Annotated in this window: 15 protein-coding genes; 6 read left to right on the top strand and 9 right to left on the bottom strand. The window is 60.8% G+C overall.

The genetic code is table 11. The annotated features are described in order from the left end of the window. Positions 1-30 precede the first annotated feature (30 nt). Complete coding sequence (locus ACTG2S_RS02280) at positions 31-570, top strand: gamma carbonic anhydrase family protein (protein ID WP_274161666.1); 540 nt, start codon at positions 31-33, stop codon at positions 568-570. An 88-nt stretch (positions 571-658) separates the two neighbouring features. Here the strand turns inward: ACTG2S_RS02280 and polA are convergent, their stop codons facing one another. Further along, a complete protein-coding gene (gene polA, locus ACTG2S_RS02275; protein WP_274161667.1) occupies positions 659-3424 on the bottom strand; it encodes a DNA polymerase I in 2766 nt (921 codons plus the stop codon). Positions 3425-3824: 400 nt separating this feature from the next. Here polA and elbB point away from each other — a divergent pair, with 400 nt between their 5' ends. After that, the gene (gene elbB, locus ACTG2S_RS02270) at positions 3825-4475 is read left to right on the top strand and encodes an isoprenoid biosynthesis glyoxalase ElbB (protein ID WP_274161668.1); all 651 of its coding nucleotides are present in this window, start codon (positions 3825-3827) and stop codon (positions 4473-4475) included. A 72-nt stretch (positions 4476-4547) separates the two neighbouring features. Here the strand turns inward: elbB and ACTG2S_RS02265 are convergent, their stop codons facing one another. The 4 genes from ACTG2S_RS02265 to fieF form a co-directional block, all read right to left on the bottom strand. Further along, positions 4548-4757: a cell division protein ZapB gene (locus tag ACTG2S_RS02265; protein WP_005339554.1), complete on the bottom strand. Its 210-nt coding sequence runs from the start codon at positions 4755-4757 to the stop codon at positions 4548-4550. A 246-nt stretch (positions 4758-5003) separates the two neighbouring features. Beyond that, the gene (locus tag ACTG2S_RS02260) at positions 5004-6284 is read right to left on the bottom strand and encodes a hypothetical protein (RefSeq protein ID WP_274161669.1); all 1281 of its coding nucleotides are present in this window, start codon (positions 6282-6284) and stop codon (positions 5004-5006) included. A gap of 20 nt (positions 6285-6304) precedes the next feature. Then, complete coding sequence (gene cysE / locus ACTG2S_RS02255) at positions 6305-7084, bottom strand: serine O-acetyltransferase (protein WP_019446522.1); 780 nt, start codon at positions 7082-7084, stop codon at positions 6305-6307. A gap of 8 nt (positions 7085-7092) precedes the next feature. Next, entirely contained in the window at positions 7093-8004 is a 912-nt protein-coding gene (gene fieF, locus ACTG2S_RS02250) for a cation efflux pump FieF (RefSeq protein ID WP_236294631.1), read from the bottom strand. Between the two features lie 85 nt (positions 8005-8089). Here fieF and ACTG2S_RS02245 point away from each other — a divergent pair, with 85 nt between their 5' ends. The 3 genes from ACTG2S_RS02245 to trmL all read left to right on the top strand — a co-directional run bounded on the left by ACTG2S_RS02245 (position 8090) and on the right by trmL (position 10676). After that, positions 8090-8785: a response regulator gene (locus tag ACTG2S_RS02245; protein ID WP_040069396.1), complete on the top strand. Its 696-nt coding sequence runs from the start codon at positions 8090-8092 to the stop codon at positions 8783-8785. Continuing rightward, complete coding sequence (locus ACTG2S_RS02240; protein WP_005339547.1) at positions 8767-10137, top strand: ATP-binding protein; 1371 nt, start codon at positions 8767-8769, stop codon at positions 10135-10137. Before ACTG2S_RS02245 ends, ACTG2S_RS02240 begins: the two co-directional genes overlap by 19 nt. Positions 10138-10211: 74 nt before the next feature. Then, positions 10212-10676 (top strand): tRNA (uridine(34)/cytosine(34)/5-carboxymethylaminomethyluridine(34)-2'-O)-methyltransferase TrmL, encoded by a 465-nt coding sequence (gene trmL / locus ACTG2S_RS02235; protein ID WP_274161670.1) that lies wholly within the window; start codon positions 10212-10214, stop codon positions 10674-10676. Between the two features lie 13 nt (positions 10677-10689). Here trmL and ACTG2S_RS02230 read toward each other — a convergent pair whose 3' ends face one another. The 4 genes from ACTG2S_RS02230 to lexA all read right to left on the bottom strand — a co-directional run bounded on the left by ACTG2S_RS02230 (position 10690) and on the right by lexA (position 14213). Continuing rightward, positions 10690-11979: an MATE family efflux transporter gene (locus tag ACTG2S_RS02230; protein WP_274161684.1), complete on the bottom strand. Its 1290-nt coding sequence runs from the start codon at positions 11977-11979 to the stop codon at positions 10690-10692. Positions 11980-12053: 74 nt separating this feature from the next. After that, entirely contained in the window at positions 12054-12680 is a 627-nt protein-coding gene (locus ACTG2S_RS02225; protein ID WP_439981929.1) for an SCO family protein, read from the bottom strand. Between the two features lie 210 nt (positions 12681-12890). Continuing rightward, a complete protein-coding gene (locus ACTG2S_RS02220) occupies positions 12891-13106 on the bottom strand; it encodes a hypothetical protein (protein WP_019446524.1) in 216 nt (71 codons plus the stop codon). A gap of 483 nt (positions 13107-13589) precedes the next feature. Then, a complete protein-coding gene (lexA, locus tag ACTG2S_RS02215; RefSeq protein WP_005339540.1) occupies positions 13590-14213 on the bottom strand; it encodes a transcriptional repressor LexA in 624 nt (207 codons plus the stop codon). A 204-nt stretch (positions 14214-14417) separates the two neighbouring features. Here lexA and plsB point away from each other — a divergent pair, with 204 nt between their 5' ends. Beyond that, positions 14418-16841: a glycerol-3-phosphate 1-O-acyltransferase PlsB gene (gene plsB, locus ACTG2S_RS02210; protein WP_139733740.1), complete on the top strand. Its 2424-nt coding sequence runs from the start codon at positions 14418-14420 to the stop codon at positions 16839-16841. The last annotated feature ends 20 nt before the right edge of the window (positions 16842-16861 follow it).

Raw genomic sequence — 16861 nt, 5'->3', positions numbered from 1 at the left:
GCTAGAATGGCCGAAAACAAGGAGGCCAAGATGGACTTGCGACTGAGACCCTATAAGGGAACACGCCCGCAACTGGGCAAACGGGTGTATGTAGATCCCTGCGCGACACTGGTGGGCGATATCGAACTGGCCGATGATGCCAGCATCTGGCCCATGGTGGCGGCACGGGGGGATGTGAACCATATCCGCATCGGCGCCCGCAGCAATATTCAGGACGGCACTGTGCTGCACCTGACTCGCAAGAGCGCCAGCAACCCGACCGGCTATCCGCTGCTGATCGGTGAGGATGTCACGGTCGGTCACAAGGCGATGCTGCACGGCTGCACCATCGGCAACCGGGTGCTGGTCGGTATGGGTGCCATTCTGCTTGATGGCGTCGTGGTTGAAGATGATGTGATGATCGGCGCAGGTTCGCTGGTACCACCGGGCAAGCGACTCGAATCGGGCTTTCTATATATAGGTAATCCCGTCAAACAGGCTCGTCCGCTCAAACCCGCCGAGGTCGCCTTCCTCAAAACCTCGGCGGACAACTATGTCCTGCTCAAGGATGAGTATCTGCAAGAGACCTGATAGAGCTGCCAGAAACAGGAAGCCCGGCATGATACCGGGCTTCGCTTCTTATATAGCTATATAGCAGTGCAAAACGGCTGACCGGAGATCAGTGGGCCTGATCCCAGTTGTCGCCGGTGCCCGCCTCCACCACCAGCGGCACATCCAGTTCAGCTGCGGCAGACATCTTCTCCTTGATGATGGCGATGTACTCCTCCAGCTTCTCTTCGCGGATCTCGAACACCAGTTCATCGTGTACCTGCATCAGCATGCGGATCGACTCATCTTCAATCCCGCGGATCCAGCTGTCCACGTTGATCATAGCGCGCTTGATGATATCGGCAGCCGAACCCTGCATGGGCGCGTTGATGGCGGCCCGTTCGGCAGCCTTGCGCAGACCGGCGTTACGCGACTTGATATCCGGCAGATATAAACGACGGCCAAACAGGGTTTCGACATAACCCTGAGCTTCCGCCTGCTGGCGGGTACGCTCCATATACTCCAGCACGCCCGGGTAGCGTTCGAAGTAGAGATCCATGTACTTCTGCGCCTCGGCACGGCCGATACCCAACTGCTTGGCCAGACCAAAGGCACTCATGCCGTAGATGAGGCCAAAGTTGATCGCCTTGGCGCTGCGGCGCATGTCGCTGGTGACCGCATCGAGCGCTACACCGAACACCTCGGCGGCGGTCGCCTTGTGGATGTCCTTGCCCTCGGCGAAGGCAGTCAGCAGACCCTTGTCACCGGAGAGATGCGCCATGATACGCAGCTCGATCTGGGAGTAGTCCGCCGCCACCAGCTTGTAACCGGCGCACGGGATGAAGGCCTGCCGAATGCGGCGCCCCTGTTCGTTGCGTACCGGGATGTTCTGCAGGTTGGGATCGGTGGAGGAGAGCCGACCGGTCGCCGCCACCGCCTGATGATAGGAGGTGTGCACCCGTCCGGTCTGCGGCTTGATCATCAGCGGCAGCTTGTCGGTGTAGGTGGACTTGAGCTTGGCCAACCCACGGTGCTCCATCAGGAGGCGCGGCAGCTCATAGGTCTCAGCCAGCTCGGCCAGCACCTCTTCCGCAGTGGATGGCGCACCCTTGGGGGTCTTTTTGATGATCGGCAGCCCCAGCTTGGTGAAGAGGATCTCCCCCAGTTGCTTGGGCGAGGAGAGATTGAACTCCTGCCCGGCCAGCTCGTGAGCCTGTTTTTCCAGCTCTGCCAGACGCACTTCGATCTCCTGACTCTGCTGATGCAGCAGCTTGGGCTCGATGGTGGTGCCGAGCAACTCCATCCGCGCCAGCACTGGCAGCAGGGGCAGTTCGATCTCGCTGAATACCTTGGCGAGACCCGGCACGGCCTCCAGCTGACCCCACAGGGTCTGGTGCAGACGCAGGGTGATATCGGCATCTTCCGCCGCATAGGGAGCGGCCTGCTCCAGCTCGATCTGGTTAAAGGTGAGCTGTTTCACCCCTTTGCCCGCGATATCTTCAAAGGAGGTGGTCTCGACTCCGAGATAACGCTTGGCCAGCGAATCCATATCGTGACGACTGGCGGTGGAGTTGAGCACGTAGGATTCCAGCATGGTGTCGTAGGCGATGCCCTGCAGGTCGATGTCGTGGTTGAGCAGCACGTTGCGATCGTACTTGAGATTCTGCCCCACCTTGAGACGGGTCGGATCTTCCAGCAGCGGTTTGAGCTTGCCCAACACCACGGCCTCGCTCAGCTGTACCGGTGCCCCCAGATAGTCGTGGCCAAACGGCACATAAGCAGCCTTGCCCGGTTCGACGGCGAAGGAGACCCCGACGATCCGCGCCTCCATATAGTCGAGACTGGTGGTTTCGGTATCGAAGGCAAACAGCGGTGCCGCTTTCAACTGTTCCAGCCAACCGTCAAACTCGGCTTCGTCCAGAATGCAGCGGTAGTCGGTTTCGATGGCGGCAACCGGAGCGGCGCTCTCATCGCCAGCGTCGCCCTGTCCGGCGCTCTCGCTCCCCTCTTCACCACCGGATTCCAGCTCCTTGATCAGGTTGCGCAGCTCGTATTCGCGATAGACCGCCAGCAGGGACTCCTTGTCGACCGGCTTGAGCAACAGCTCTTCCAGACTCTGTTCCAGCTCGACATCGGTCTTGATGGTCGCCAGTCGATAGGAGAGACGAACCTGCTCCTCCTGCTCGCGGAACTTGTCGGCGAACGCCTTGGAGCCACGGAAGCCGAGGGCGGCGACCTTGTCGAGGTTGGCGGCAATCTCGTCGATGCTGCCGATCCCCTGCAGCAGGGCCAGCGCGGTCTTCTCGCCGACACCGGTCATGCCGGGAATGTTGTCGACCTTGTCACCCATCAGGGCCAGATAGTCGATGATGAGCTCGGGCGGTACGCCAAACTTCTCGATCACCCCTTCCCGATCGGTCTTCACATCTTTCATGGTGTCGATCAGGGTGACATGGTCGGAGACCAGCTGTGCCATATCCTTGTCACCGGTGCTGATCAGCACCGGCAGCTGCTTCTCGGTCGCCTGGCGGGCCAGGGTGCCGATCACGTCGTCGGCTTCAACCCCTTCCACCATCAGGAAGGGGAAACCCATCGCCTTGATCATCTGGTGGATCGGGGCAACCTGGCTGCGCAGATCGTCCGGCATGCTGGCACGGGTCGCCTTGTACTCGGGATAGATGTCATCGCGGAAGGTCTTGCCCTTGGCATCAAACACCACGGCCACATGACAGTCAGGATATTGCTTGCGCAGGCTGCGCATCATGTTGGCCATGACACGGACGGCGCCGCTCGGCAAACCGGTCGATGTGCGCAGATCAGCCTGCTGGGAGGCGAAGAAGGCGCGGTAAAGATAAGAGGAGCCGTCGACCAGAATAAGGGGGTTGCTAGGGGCCATGAAATCGTCCTGCCAGAGATAAACAGCCGCTAGGATGCCACAGGGCCCCCCTCACACCAAGGGGCGCAGCAACAGCACACAGCGCCTGATAAAGGGACTCAGTCTGTGGATAACTCTGTGTTCAAAAATGGGGCGCATCAGAGTGCACAGTGATAAAGCTGTGAATAAGAATACAAAAAGCCATTAAAAACAATTGATTGAGATCGTAAAAACCGATCGAGAGACAGTTAGAATGATCTCGATCAATGTGGAAAAAGATTTAAGGGAGTAGGTACGGCAGGATCCAAAACGAAACAATCCTAGCACAGCAAGATGACTTGACCAGCGGAGGGCGAGCGATAACCATACAAAAGTACAACAATCCATCCTGGCTCACATTTTCAACAACGAGGAGTTTGCCATGAAAAAAGTGGCCGTGATTTTGAGTGGCTGCGGTGTCTTTGACGGGGCCGAAATCCACGAGGCCGTCATCAGCCTGCTGGCGCTGGCCCGTCAGGGAGCCGCCGTCCAGTGCTTCGCCCCGAACGTGGCGCAGCTCCATGTCATCAACCACCTGACCGGTGAAGTGAGCGAGGGAGAGAGCCGCAATGTGCTGGTCGAAGCGGCCCGCATCTGCCGTGGCCAGATCAAGGATGTGGCCGAGCTGGATGCGGCCGATTACGACGCACTGCTGGTACCCGGCGGCTTTGGCGCGGCCAAAAACCTGTGTGACTTTGCTATCAAAGGAGCCGAATGCAACATCCAGCCCGATGTGCTGAAAGCGTGCCAGAGCTTTGCCAACGCCAACAAACCGGCCGCCTATATCTGCATCGCGCCCGCCATGATCCCGCTGATCTATGGTGCCGGGACGCTGGCGACCATCGGCCATGACGAAGGCACCGCCAACGCCATCGAGGCGATGGGCGGCAACCATCTCAACTGCCCGGTCAACGAATTCGTGGTGGATCAGGAGCGCAAGGTGATTTCGACCCCCGCCTACATGCTGGCCAACAACATAGTCGAAGCGGCAGACGGCATCGAGAAGACAGTCAAGCAACTGCTGGCGCTGTAATCTTCACCCTGCCAAAAACAGACGGGCCGCTCATGGAGCGGCCCGTTTTCAATTCTGCCTGAAGGCGATGAATTAGATGGTTTCGCCCATCTGATCCATTTTGCCCAGCAGGGCACGCAGACGCTCCTGCCATGCAGTGTGCTCGTTGCGCAGCTGATGGTTCTCGTCTTGCAGCTTGCTGTTCTGCTCTTTCAGCTCGTCCAGCTCCATCTTCAGCAAGGAGATGTTGTCGACGGCGGATTGTACTTTGGATTCGAGTTGCTCAAGGACTTCTAGTGACATATGCATACCTGTTTGTTCAATTGCGATGCCCCACAGAGGGCGATTCAAGCGCGTGAAGCCAGCATACCCCGAGCGCATCGGCACAAACAAGCCAGTGCGCTGTAAAATGCGCCTTCCATAGATGTATTGTCTAAATATGCGTCTATTTTTCTCGCATCCTGCGCCCGAGCCGCGACAACACACTGAACCGTGCGTAAAAGGCCCCGCCACCCGCGCATCATTTGCCCCCTCCTGACGGCGCCGCCGTTATCCATGCAAGGCGATATAAGCCCCCAGCAACAGACAGGCGACCACATACATCAGCAGGCCGTAGAGCAGATTCCAGCGCAGGATCAGCCCGGCACTGAGGTTGTAGCGGGAAGCCAGCGCCAGATTGGAGCCGGAGAGCGGACTGGTGCCGGTGGCAAGCCCCCACCCCAGCAGGAAACACATGCCGAGCAAGCTGGGATCCGGCGCCAGCGGCCAGAGCAGCGGCGCCAGCCCGGAGATACTGATAAGCGGATGCACCCCGACGATGGCCACCAGCAAAATCAATAGCAGGGTGACGGATGCCTCAAGCCAGCCAAAGTGGTTGAACAGTGGCAGGCCATGACCAGCACCGAGATCGATGACCGACAACGCACTGTTGATGCCTGCCGCCAGCAAACCGGCCCCCAGAAACAGCACCAGCTGGCCACCGATGGCGGGGAAGCGCTCCACCACCTGCCGCTTGAGGGCCGCCTTGCGCCCGACCCTCGGCATAAAGAGCAGCGCCAGCAGCGGGGCCACCAGCGCGATCACCGCCAGAATGCCGAGCTGGGGCCAGATCTGCTTGATGAGCAGTACCAGCAACGCCAGCGTGACCGGCAACCCCAGAGTCTGCAACCGCAGCGGATAACCGGCAAAGTCGGCCACCCCGATCCGCTCAACCTGCCAGGCGGTCAGCCCCATCGCCAGCAAGGCGGCGAGGATCCCGAACGGCAGAATATGGGAGAGTTGCAAGCCCGGCGCATAGGTGAGCGCTACCGCCATGGCGACAAAGAAGGGCGACCAGAAGGCGGCGGCACAGAAGATCCGGCTCAGCACCATCACCTGACGCCGCTCCAGGGTGCCATTGCGCTCCAGCCGATCGCCGATGATGAACAACACCGAGAGGTTGATGACCGCCCCCAGCAGATTGAGGCTGGCCATGGTGCTCCACAGACCTTTACGCCCGGTCCAGGAGGTGGTGCCGGTCAAGAGACCTGAGGTGGCGAGGTTGAGGGTGCTCACCGCGGCAAACATGGTGAGCATATTGATGTTGGGCAGCAGCCAGTCACCGGCGGTGAGGGGCGCGCCCTGCCACCAGGAGAAGATGAGCAGCAGCAGGGCGGCGCCATACAGGGCCAGCGCCTGCCGCTTGGCGGCTCCCACCAGCCAGGGCCAGGTGAGCAGTGATGCCCCCCAGGCCGCAATGGCCGCTGGCCAGGGGGAGAGCCCTAGATAGAGATGCAGCAGGTTGAGCAGCCACATCCCCAAAATCAGATAACCCGACCAGCGTTTGGCCATCGACTACTCCGGCCGGGAGATCAGAGACACTGATCCATATCCAGTGAAGGCTTGTCGCACTCCGGACGGCCGACGATCTTGGCGGGTACGCCAGCGACCGTGGTATGAGGCGGCACCGGGTTGATCACCACGCTGCCCGCGCCAATTTTGGCACCCACGCCCACTTCGATATTGCCGAGCACCTTGGCGCCCGCCCCTATCATCACCCCTTCGCGGATCTTGGGATGGCGATCGCCGCTCTCCTTGCCGGTACCACCGAGGGTCACGCTCTGCAGGATGGAGACATCATCCTCAATCACCGCCGTCTCGCCCACCACTATGCCAGTGGCGTGGTCGAACATGATCCCCTTGCCGATGCGGGCGGCCGGGTGCACATCCACCCCGAACACCACCGAGATCTGGTTTTGCAGATAGAGGGCCAGCGAGCGGCGCCCCTGACGCCACAGCCAGTTGGCGACCCGATAACCCTGCAGGGCATGGAATCCCTTGAGATAAAGCAGCGGGGTGGAGAAGAGGTCGACCGCCGGATCGCGCTCCTGCACGGCGCAGATGTCGGCCGCCACTACCGTCAGCAGCTCGGGCTCGCTGCGCAGGGCCAGCTCGATCACCTCGCGCAGGGCGATGGCGGGCATGGTGGCGCTGTCGAGCTTGTTGGCCAGCTGGAAGCTGAGGGCCGAACGCAGATTCTTGTGATTGAGAATGGTGGAGTGGAAGAAGCTGGCCAGCATCGGCTCCTGGGCCGCCATGCACTGTGCTTCTTGCTGAATTTTGTGCCAGGTTTTGGCAACCAGTTCATCCATGTTGCAGCCTACTGTTGTTCTGGGTGAGGGCTCTGTTGTTCTTTTGTCAGCACCGAGATGGGGTCCATGTGGATGATGACATCCATCCGCTCGAATGCCTGGCGTACCGCCAGTTCGGCTTCATCGGCGATCTGATGGGCCTTGACCAGGGGGATCTGATCATCCAGTTCAAGATGCAACTGTACGAATCGGGTCGGCCCGGATTGACGGGTGCGCAGGTCATGTACGCCGTGTACACCTTCTACGGCACAGCAGAGCGCCATTATTCTCGCTTGTTCTTCCGCTGGCAACTGACGATCGAGCAGCGCCTGCACCGACTCGTAGCCGATGTGTCCCGCCCCCCACAGCAGGAACAGCCCGATCAGGATGGCAAACAGGCCGTCGGCCCAGTACCATCCCTGCCCCGCCAGCACCAACGCCAGCAAGACACCGGCATTGAGCAGCAGATCGGAACGGTAGTGCAGCATGTCGGCCTTGATGGCCACACTGTTGGTCTTGCGAATAACGAAACTCTGGAAGCTGACCAGCAGCAGGGTCAGCACGATGGATCCGCCGCTGACCCAGAGACCCGCCTCCAGCCGCAGAATCGGCGCCTGATTGAGCAAGGATGAAATTCCGTGCATCACCAGCAGCAGGGCGGAGCCGGAGATAAAGGCCGACTGGATGAGGCCAGCCAGCGACTCCGCCTTGCCGTGACCGAAACGGTGCTCGTCATCGGCGGGGGCCAGCGCATAGCGAATGGCCAGCAGGTTGATGATGGAGGCACTCACATCCATGAAGGAGTCGGTCAGCGACGCCAGCAGGGTCGACGAATCGGTCATCAGCCAGGCGATCAGTTTGCCGATGATCAGCAAGGTAGCGGTGGTGACCGCCGCTAGGCTGGCAAAGGTCACCCAACGGGAATATTGTTGATGGCTCAAAACCGGCTTTCCTCTGGCGATGAAAAACTTATTATACCCTGACCCCGGCGTCAGTTTGGCGCGAAAATCTGCGGAATAACACCAGATGAACAGAATACTCCTGGTCGACGACGATCTTGAATTGACCCAACTGCTCACCGAAATTCTGACCCTGGAGGGATTTCAGGTCACGGTCGCCGAGGATGGTGAAGAGGGGCTGCAACGGCTGGCGGAGCAGAGCTTCGATCTGGTGCTGCTGGATGTAATGATGCCCAAACTCAACGGCTTTGCCATGCTGACCAAGCTGCGCAAGACCCACGATACCCCGGTGCTGATGCTGACCGCCCGCGGTGACAGCCAGGATCGGGTCAACGGTCTGGAAGCGGGTGCCGACGACTATCTGGCCAAGCCATTCGATGACAGGGAGCTGCTGGCCCGGGTACGCGCCATCCTGCGCCGTACCCAGAGCGCCCCGCCCCAGCGCGGCAGTTCCTCCGACGAAGTGCACTTCATGGATATCGTGCTGCAACCCGGCCTGCAGCAGGCCCGCTGCGGCGAACAGCTGCTGGAGCTGACCGCCACCGAGTTTGGGCTGCTGGAGTGCCTGCTGCGCAATCCCGGCCAGATCGTCAGCAAGAGCCACCTCTCCGAGCAGGTGCTGGGCAAGAAGCTGGAACCCTTCGATCGGGCCATCGACATGCACCTGAGCAACCTGCGCAAGAAGCTGCCGGACCGCACCGATGGCCAGCCCCGCTTCAAAACCGTACGGGGGCGCGGGTACCTGTGGCTAGAGCAAGAATAGAGCGCATCAACTCCCTCAACGGGATCTCGACCCACATCTTCCTCTGGTTCTGGTTCATGCTGCTGGTGATGCTGGCCGCCGTGATCAGCCTGCCGACCCTGGATCCCCGCAACCAGATCCCGCTGCCGACCCACGAAGTCGCGCGGATGCAGAACAACGTGCAGGCTCTGCTCAACGCCGCCGAACCGGATCAGGATTTCGATCTGGCCAAGGCGATGGACAAGATCGCCATGCTGCCGGTGGACAACGTCTACCTGCGCGACGAGAAGGGGCAGATCCAGTCCACCACCCATCCGCGCAAGTTCGTGGTGCGCTTTATGGTGGATGCCGATGACCCGGCCAATCCCATGCTGGGCAACGAGGATCGCAAGGCGATCGCCGGCCCCTTCCTGATGGAGCACCACGGCCATCGCTATCACGTCTATTTCGGCCTCAATGCCGAGAATCCCTACCTGTTCCTGTTTATTCAGGTGCTGGATCACCCGATCCGCATTCTGGGCATCTCGATGCTAGTCAGCACCCCGCTCTGCCTGCTGCTCGCCTGGCGGCTGACCCGCCCCATCCTGCAGTTGCAGAAATCGGTCTCCCAACTGGCGGCCGGCAATCTGGAGGTACAGATCCCCAACCTGGGACGGGGCGACGAGATTGGCCAGCTGGCGGATAACGTCAGCCGCATGGTGGAGACGCTCAAGAGCATGATCCAGAAGCAGAAACAGCTGCTTTCCGATATCTCCCACGAGCTGCGCAGTCCTCTCACCCGGATGCAACTGGCGCAGGCGCTGATCCGCCGCAAGCAGGGTGACAGCGCCGAGCTGGCGCGGATCGAATCGGAGATCGGACGGCTGGACAAGCTGATCGGCGATCTGTTGGATCTGTCGCGGGTGCAGCAGCATGTGGAGGCACCGGTGGTGCACCCGCTGGCCGACCTGCTGGAACCCATCCTCGAAGATGCCATGTTCGAAGCGAATCAGAGCGGCAAACAACTCAGACTGCCGCCGCTGCCCGCAGAGTCGATCCAGATGTGGCCAGAGCTGTTGGCCCGGGCGGTGGAGAACCCCCTGCGCAACGCCCTCAAATATGCCCGCGAGTTCATCAAGGTGGACTGGTATCGGGAGGGGCAGGAGTGGGTGATGACCATTCGGGATGACGGCCCCGGCGTGCCTGACGAGCAGCAGGCGCTGCTGTTCCAGCCCTTCTTCCGGGTCGATGATGCCCGCAACGCCAAAACTGGCGGTACCGGGCTGGGGCTGGCCATCGCCTCGGAGGCGATCCAGCGCCACGGCGGCACCATTGCGGCCAGCAACAATCACCCGACCGGGCTGACCATCACCATCCGCTTGCCCATCGCCTGATCCTTTTCATCCGGACGGGCGCTGGGTATGCTGGCGCCCCTTCTTGGCTTTACATCTCTTTGCAGGAGCTCGTCATGCTCGATATCGTCCTCTACCAGCCGGAAATTCCGCCCAACACCGGCAATATCATCCGGCTCTGCGCCAATACCGGTTACCGGCTCCATCTGATCGAGCCGCTGGGGTTTGAGTGGGATGACAAGCGGGTAAAACGGGCGGGACTCGACTATCACGAATTTGCCGAGGTGAAGCGCTGGACGAGCTATGAGGCTTTTCTGACTGCCGTGGCACCCAAGCGGGTGTTTGCCTGCACCACCAAGGGGCGCACCGCGCACTCGGCAGCACAATATGCCCTTGGCGATGCCCTGCTGTTTGGCCCGGAGAGTCGCGGCCTGCCCATCGAGATCATCGAGAGCCTGCCATTCGAGCAGCGGCTGCGCATCCCTATGGTGCCCCAGAGCCGCAGCATGAACCTCTCCAACGCGGTGTCTGTCTTTGTCTACGAGAGCTGGCGCCAACTCGGTTACGACGGCGCCATGTAAGCGCCACCGATGCTCAGTGGCGGGCGTCGAGCAGATGCCCGCTGCGCTCCAGCCGCCAGCAAGTGACCCCCAGCGACAGACCGCGCCCCACCATCAGCGCTGCCATCGCCGCCCATAACGCGGCCACGCCCCACGACTGACAGAGCCACCAGATCGGGAAGAAGCCGCCAAACGCGGCCAGCAACATGCTGTTGCGCATCTCCCGCGCCCGGGTCGCCCCGATAAATACGCCATCCAGCAGGAAGCACCAGACCGCCAGCAACGGCATGGCGATCAGCCAGGGAAGCTGATGATGTGCCTCCGCCACCACGGCCGGAATATCGGTGATATAGCCGATAAGGTGGGCACCAAAGAGGGCAAACACCAGGGTAAAACCACTGGCGATGAGGGCGGCCCAGCCCAGATTGAGCACGATGGCCTCCCGCAGTTTCTGCCGATCCTGCTGACCGATGGCTCGTCCTACCATGGCCTCCACCGCATAGGCAAAACCATCGAGTCCGTAGGAGATGAGCATCAGGAAGTTGAGCAGCACCGCATTGGCGGCCACCGCCACATCCCCCAGCCGCGCCCCTTGCAGAGTCATAAAGGCAAAGCAGAGCTGTAAGCAAAGGGAGCGCAGGAAGATATCGCGGTTGAGGCCGAGCAACCGCACCATGGGCGCGAGCTGCCGCCAGCGCTGCCAGCCATCCAGCCACACCGTCGGCGCCAGTTGCCGCAGTTGACGGCGTACCAGCCAGATCCCGACCGCCAGCGCGCAGTAGTCAGCCATGACCGAGGCCGCTGCCACACCCCGCACCTGCCAGCCGAGCCCGAGCACAAACAGGGCATCGAGCGCCATATTGACCAGATTGGTGAGGATCAACATCACCATGGGGCTGCGGGCATCCTGCATCCCCAGCAGCCACCCCATGATCACCAGATTGCAGAGCGCCGCCGGGGCGCTCCAGATCCGCACCGCCACATATTGGCCCGCATAGAGCTGCACCTCGGGCGAGCCGCCACTCAGGGCGATCAACCGTGGCAACAGGGGGAAGAGCAACAGCAGCAGCGCCAGACCGAGAGCAATGGCCAGCCCCAGCGCCCGCAGCAGGGTATCGAGCTGGGCACGACCATCAGCTGCGCCGTACGCCTGTGCCGTCAGGCCGGTGGTCGACATCCGCAAAAAGCCGAGCAGCCAGAAGATGAGGTTGATCAGGGTCGCTCCGACCGAAACGCCCCCCAGAAACCAGGCCTGACCGAGATGACCGATCACCCAGGTGTCCACCAGCCCCAACAAGGGGGTGGTGATATTGGAGAAAACCATGGGCAGGGCGAGCGCAAAGACAGCGCGGTGGCGAGAGGGATCTCGCCACCAGGGGGCAACAGCTGGGGTCACGCTCAGTGGCCTGCCAGCTTCAGGATGCGGGAGAAGTCAGAGAGCATGGTGGCCATCTGCACCCTGGGCACCTGACCCGGCGCCACTTGCGGACGGAATACCGCCTGCAGCTTGCCCTTGGGATTGATGAGCACGATGGAGGCGGAGTGATCGATCAGGTAATCCTTCTCCCCCTGATTAGCGATGGAGTAGATGAGCCCCAGATTGCGCACGAACGGGAACAGCTTGTCGTGGGGGGCAGTGGCCGCCTTGAACTCGGGATTGAAGAAGGCGGTATAGGTCTTGAGGCGTGGAATGTCGTCACGCTGGGGATCCGCCGAGATAAACACCACCTGACTGTCGGGCGCCATTTTCTTCAGCTGGTCATAGACGGAGCGCATATCTGCCAGGGTGGTGGGGCAGATATCGGGGCAGAAGGTGTAGCCGACAAACAGGAAGGTCCAGTGCCCCTTCAGGTTGGCAGGGGTGAACGGCTGGTTGTCCGCATCGGTAAAGGCGAACTCATTGATGTCCCGCCCCGCCGGATAGTAGTCGGCCTGTTCCGGCTGCTCTGGCTGCGTGGCGTAAAACACCAGGATCAGGCAGGCTGTCAGCAGCAGAAAGAGCAGGGGATAGCGGAGCTTCATCATAACAAGAGACCCTTTCAGTTCGAGGCAGATGGCCAGCAGTGACCGGACAAGAGGGGGGCATTGTACCCCAGCGAGCCGCCAAGGTGGTTCAACCTTGTGCAACGCCCTGTCAGGAGTCGACCATTTGGCATAATTAATCGCCAGTTGCGGCCATAAAAAAACCGGCCCCCTCGGGTGCCGGTTATGGATGGATTTGTTTGTCTCTTCTGCTCAGGGGCGAGCGTTACGCCCCTGCTGCAACATCTTGCCGATGGCCCGCACGCCGATGGGAATCACGGGGGCCAGCCAGCCCTCTTCCCCCTGGCGATCACCGTGACCACGCTTGAACAGCAGCACCAGACGCACCACCTTCTCTTTCGGGCATCCCAGCCAGAGCGTCCAGTGCGAACCACGATGGTGCAGCCAGAGACCGTAAAACCAGGTCATCCGGCTACCTTTGACGAAACGGGTGATTGACGATTCCGCTGGCGCAGCCCCAGCCTCTGAATCCCATGGCGATCTTGATGCCATACCAGTCCTCCTTGACCGACAGGTCATGTTGCTTCGTCGGCCTGAACTGGGAACAGGCCCGTCACGACTATCTGCAACCATTACGAGTGGTCCCCTTTGCCTGACAAGGCTCGGGATCTCCCCACTCCCCCTTCATATCCCGTGAAGGTGTACTGCCCGATTCTCGTTGTTACCGGCCCTCCCGTCCTGCGCATTGTGATGGTCAGAGGGAGGTGCCAAGCCCTGTCTCGGCGACAGGGCACTGATCTGAGCATATATCTGAAATGGATGATTGGTAGCCGGTCGCGCAGGACAAAAATGCCGCCACCGATGATCTGTTTGATATGACAAGGAAAGTGCGCCAGAAACAGCACGGCCTCCCAAAGGAGGCCGTGTGGCAAACGCAGTTGGCGGGGATGATTACATCCAGTCGGCGTTGCGGATCACCCCGACCGCCAGCCCTTCGATGGTGAGCTGCTGGCAGGAAAGATCCACCTCGATGGGGGAGAGCTCTTCATTTTCCGGCAGCAGCCATACCTGACTGCCCTTGCGCTGGAAGCGCTTGACGGTGACATCCTCATCGAGACGGGCGACCACTACCTGACCGTTGCGCACCTCCTGGGTCTTGTGCACCGCCAGCAGATCGCCATCCAGAATACCGATGTTCTTCATGCTCATCCCCTGTACCCGCAGCAGAAAATCTGCGCGCGGATGGAACAGGGCGGGATCAACCTGATAGTGGCTCTCGATATGCTCCTGAGCCAGGATAGGTTCACCGGCGGCCACCTTGCCGATGAGCGGCAAGCCGCTCTCTTCCAGCACCTCTTCCTCTTCGAGCAACAGGCGAATGCCGCGGGACGTGCCCGGCATGATCTCGATGACCCCTTTTTTGGCCAGGGCCTTCAGATGTTCTTCGGCCGCATTGGCCGACTTGAAACCAAGCTTCTGGGCAATCTCGGCACGAGTCGGCGGCATGCCGGTCTCGCTCATGTTCACCTTGATCAGCTCCAGCACTTCGGCCTGGCGGGGGGTAAGGGGTTTCATAGAATTGGCACCTGTCTTTTTATACAGCACACTGGCAGTATATACAGTGCAGTGGCCAAGGCAAGGCGCAGCTGACATTTGTCGCAACCAACCCCTCATTTACTACTGTTTTGATCCTGCGCAGCCGACTCATCGTACCTCTCGGCGACAAGGGGCCGCCGATTTGCTATGCTCACGCCGCATTTTTTTGGAGAGCAGACGCACATGTCCCTAGGACAGAAGATTTCCAGAGCCATCTTGCAATGGCCGGTCAGCGGCTTGGTCAATCACAAGAGCCTGCCGGAAAATCCCATCACAGAACTCAATCTGGATCCGGCCAGACCCATCGTCTATGCCCTGAAAACCAGTTCGATCACCGACCTGATGACCCTGCAGCAGTGCTGCGAGGATCTCGGTCTGCCCGGCCCCTTCACGCCGCTGGAACTGAACGGCCAGCTGCTGCCGCGCTATGTCTGTCTGGATCGTCCGCCTCCCCTGTTTGGCAAACGCAGCAAACCGCTCCCCTTCCTGCAGGAGTTCCACCAGCTGCTGGATCTGCACAAGCAGGATCCCGCGCTGGATATCCAGGTAGTGCCCGTCACCCTGTTCTGGGGCCGCGCTCCGGGTCGGGAAGGGGAAGAAGCCTCCGGCCTCAACATCATCAGTAGCCTGGCGCCGAACCGGCTGAAGAAGGCACTTATCGTGATCCTCAAGGGTCGCGAAAATCTGGTGCGCTTCTCGCCGCCGCTCTCCCTGCGCTACATGGCCGACAAGCATGGCACCGACGAGGCGATCGCCCACAAGCTGGCACGAGTGGCCCGTACCCACTTCAGCCGCCAGCAGCTGGCCGCTACCGGCCCGAAACTGCCGAACCGCAACCTGCTGTTCAAGCAGTTGCTCGACTCCGCGGTGATCCAGCAGGCGATTGAAGAGGAGGCCCAGCGCGAGGGGATCAGCCTCGAGAAGGCGCAAAAGCGCGCCCATGGCTACATGGACGAGATCGCCTCCAACTTCTCCTACCGGCTGATCCGCCTGGGCGAGAGCTTCCTCGGCTGGCTGTGGAACAAGCTCTACCGCGGTTTGTCGGTCAATGGCGCCGAGAAGGTACGCCAGTTGGCGCAGGAAGGGCACGAGATCGTCTACGTTCCCTGCCACCGCAGCCACATGGACTACCTGCTGCTCTCCTACGTCATCTACCACCAGGGGATGGTGCCGCCCCATATCGCGGCAGGCATCAACCTCAACTTCTGGCCGGCGGGCCCCATCTTCCGCCACGGCGGCGCCTTCTTCATTCGCCGCACCTTCAAGGGCAACCCGCTCTACAGCACGGTATTCCGGGAATACCTCAACCTGCTGTTTGCCAAGGGTTACTCGGTAGAGTTCTTCACCGAAGGCGGTCGCTCCCGTACCGGCCGTCTGCTACCGCCCAAGACCGGCATGCTGGCGATGACCCTGCAGGCAATGATGCGCGGGCTGGACAGGCCGGTCACTCTGGTGCCGGTCTATCTGGGTTACGAGCACGTGATGGAGGTGAACACCTACCACAACGAGCTCAAGGGGAGTCGCAAGGAGAAAGAGAGCTTCCTGCAGGTGCTCGGTATCCTGCGCAAGCTGCGCAACTACGGCCGTGGTTTCGTCAACTTCGGCGAGCCGCTGACCCTCAACAGCTACCTGAGCGAACATATCCCCGACTGGAAAAAGCACATCGGGGAAGAGGAGCGTCCGGAGTGGATGGCGGGCACCGTCAACAATCTGGCCGAACTGCTGATGACCCGCATCAACGGCGCTGCCGCGGTCAACGGCCTGACCCTGAGCGCGCTGGCGCTGCTGGCCGCCGAGCGCCACGCCCTGACCCGCGACGAATTGCAGGCCCAGCTCAACACCTATCTGGATCTGCTCAAAGCGGTGCCTTACAGCCCGCAGAGCACCATTCCGGATGAGGATGCCAAGACCCTGCTGGATCAGGCGATGGAGCTCAACAAGTTCGAGGTGAGCGAGGACAAGCTGGGTCAGATCATCAGTCTCGACCGCTATCAGGCGATCCTGCTGACCTACTACCGCAACAACATCCTCCACCTGTTCGCCATGCCCTCTCTGGTGGCGGCATTGATCGAACGGTGCGAAGGGATCTCCCGCAGCGAGATCATGGCCCGCTGCATCGACATCTATCCGCTGCTCAAGACCGAGCTGTTCCTGCGCTATGAAGAGGATGAGCTGCCGGCGCTGGTTGACAGCCTGCTCGACGCGCTGCAGACCCAGCAACTGATCGAGACCCGCGATGACGGCTACTGGGTCAATCCGGCCAACCAGATGCGCCTGCTACTGCTGGCGGAGAGCATTCAGGAGACCCTGCAACGCTACGCCATCGTGCTGACCCGGGTGCTGGCCCAGCCCCATATCGAGGCGGAGCAGCTGGAGGCGGATGGCCTGATGATGGCAGAGCGCCTCGGCACCCTGCACGGCATCAACGCCCCCGAGTTCTTCGACCAGAAGCTGTTTAGCACCCTGATCCACACCTTGCGCAAAGAGGGCTACCTCTCTCCCGAGTGCAAGCCGGATCTTGGCCGCTTCCAGGCGCTGGCCGACAACATAGTGCCGCTGCTGAGCAACAAGATCCGTCGCACCATTCAGGCAGGCAATCAGCTCTGATCTGCAACGCAAACAAAGAA

Origin of the sequence: Aeromonas sp. 82P (assembly GCF_051919365.1) — a bacterium.
Taxonomy (GTDB): Bacteria; Pseudomonadota; Gammaproteobacteria; order Enterobacterales; family Aeromonadaceae; genus Aeromonas; species Aeromonas veronii.
Note: the sequence above shows the minus strand (reverse complement) of the source record. Positions and strands in the feature narration are given on the sequence as shown.

Excerpts from the sequence above, each read along its gene's own strand:
- ACTG2S_RS02280 (WP_274161666.1), top strand. The coding sequence starts at position 31 with ATGGACTTGCGACTGAGACCCTATAAGGGAACACGCCCGCAACTGGGC.
- polA (WP_274161667.1), bottom strand. The coding sequence starts at position 3,424 with ATGGCCCCTAGCAACCCCCTTATTCTGGTCGACGGCTCCTCTTATCTT.
- elbB (WP_274161668.1), top strand. The coding sequence starts at position 3,825 with ATGAAAAAAGTGGCCGTGATTTTGAGTGGCTGCGGTGTCTTTGACGGG.
- ACTG2S_RS02265 (WP_005339554.1), bottom strand. The coding sequence starts at position 4,757 with ATGTCACTAGAAGTCCTTGAGCAACTCGAATCCAAAGTACAATCCGCC.
- ACTG2S_RS02260 (WP_274161669.1), bottom strand. The coding sequence starts at position 6,284 with ATGGCCAAACGCTGGTCGGGTTATCTGATTTTGGGGATGTGGCTGCTC.
- cysE (WP_019446522.1), bottom strand. The coding sequence starts at position 7,084 with ATGGATGAACTGGTTGCCAAAACCTGGCACAAAATTCAGCAAGAAGCA.
- ACTG2S_RS02245 (WP_040069396.1), top strand. The coding sequence starts at position 8,090 with ATGAACAGAATACTCCTGGTCGACGACGATCTTGAATTGACCCAACTG.
- trmL (WP_274161670.1), top strand. The coding sequence starts at position 10,212 with ATGCTCGATATCGTCCTCTACCAGCCGGAAATTCCGCCCAACACCGGC.
- ACTG2S_RS02230 (WP_274161684.1), bottom strand. The coding sequence starts at position 11,979 with ATGGTTTTCTCCAATATCACCACCCCCTTGTTGGGGCTGGTGGACACC.
- ACTG2S_RS02225 (WP_439981929.1), bottom strand. The coding sequence starts at position 12,680 with ATGATGAAGCTCCGCTATCCCCTGCTCTTTCTGCTGCTGACAGCCTGC.
- ACTG2S_RS02220 (WP_019446524.1), bottom strand. The coding sequence starts at position 13,106 with ATGACCTGGTTTTACGGTCTCTGGCTGCACCATCGTGGTTCGCACTGG.
- lexA (WP_005339540.1), bottom strand. The coding sequence starts at position 14,213 with ATGAAACCCCTTACCCCCCGCCAGGCCGAAGTGCTGGAGCTGATCAAG.
- plsB (WP_139733740.1), top strand. The coding sequence starts at position 14,418 with ATGTCCCTAGGACAGAAGATTTCCAGAGCCATCTTGCAATGGCCGGTC.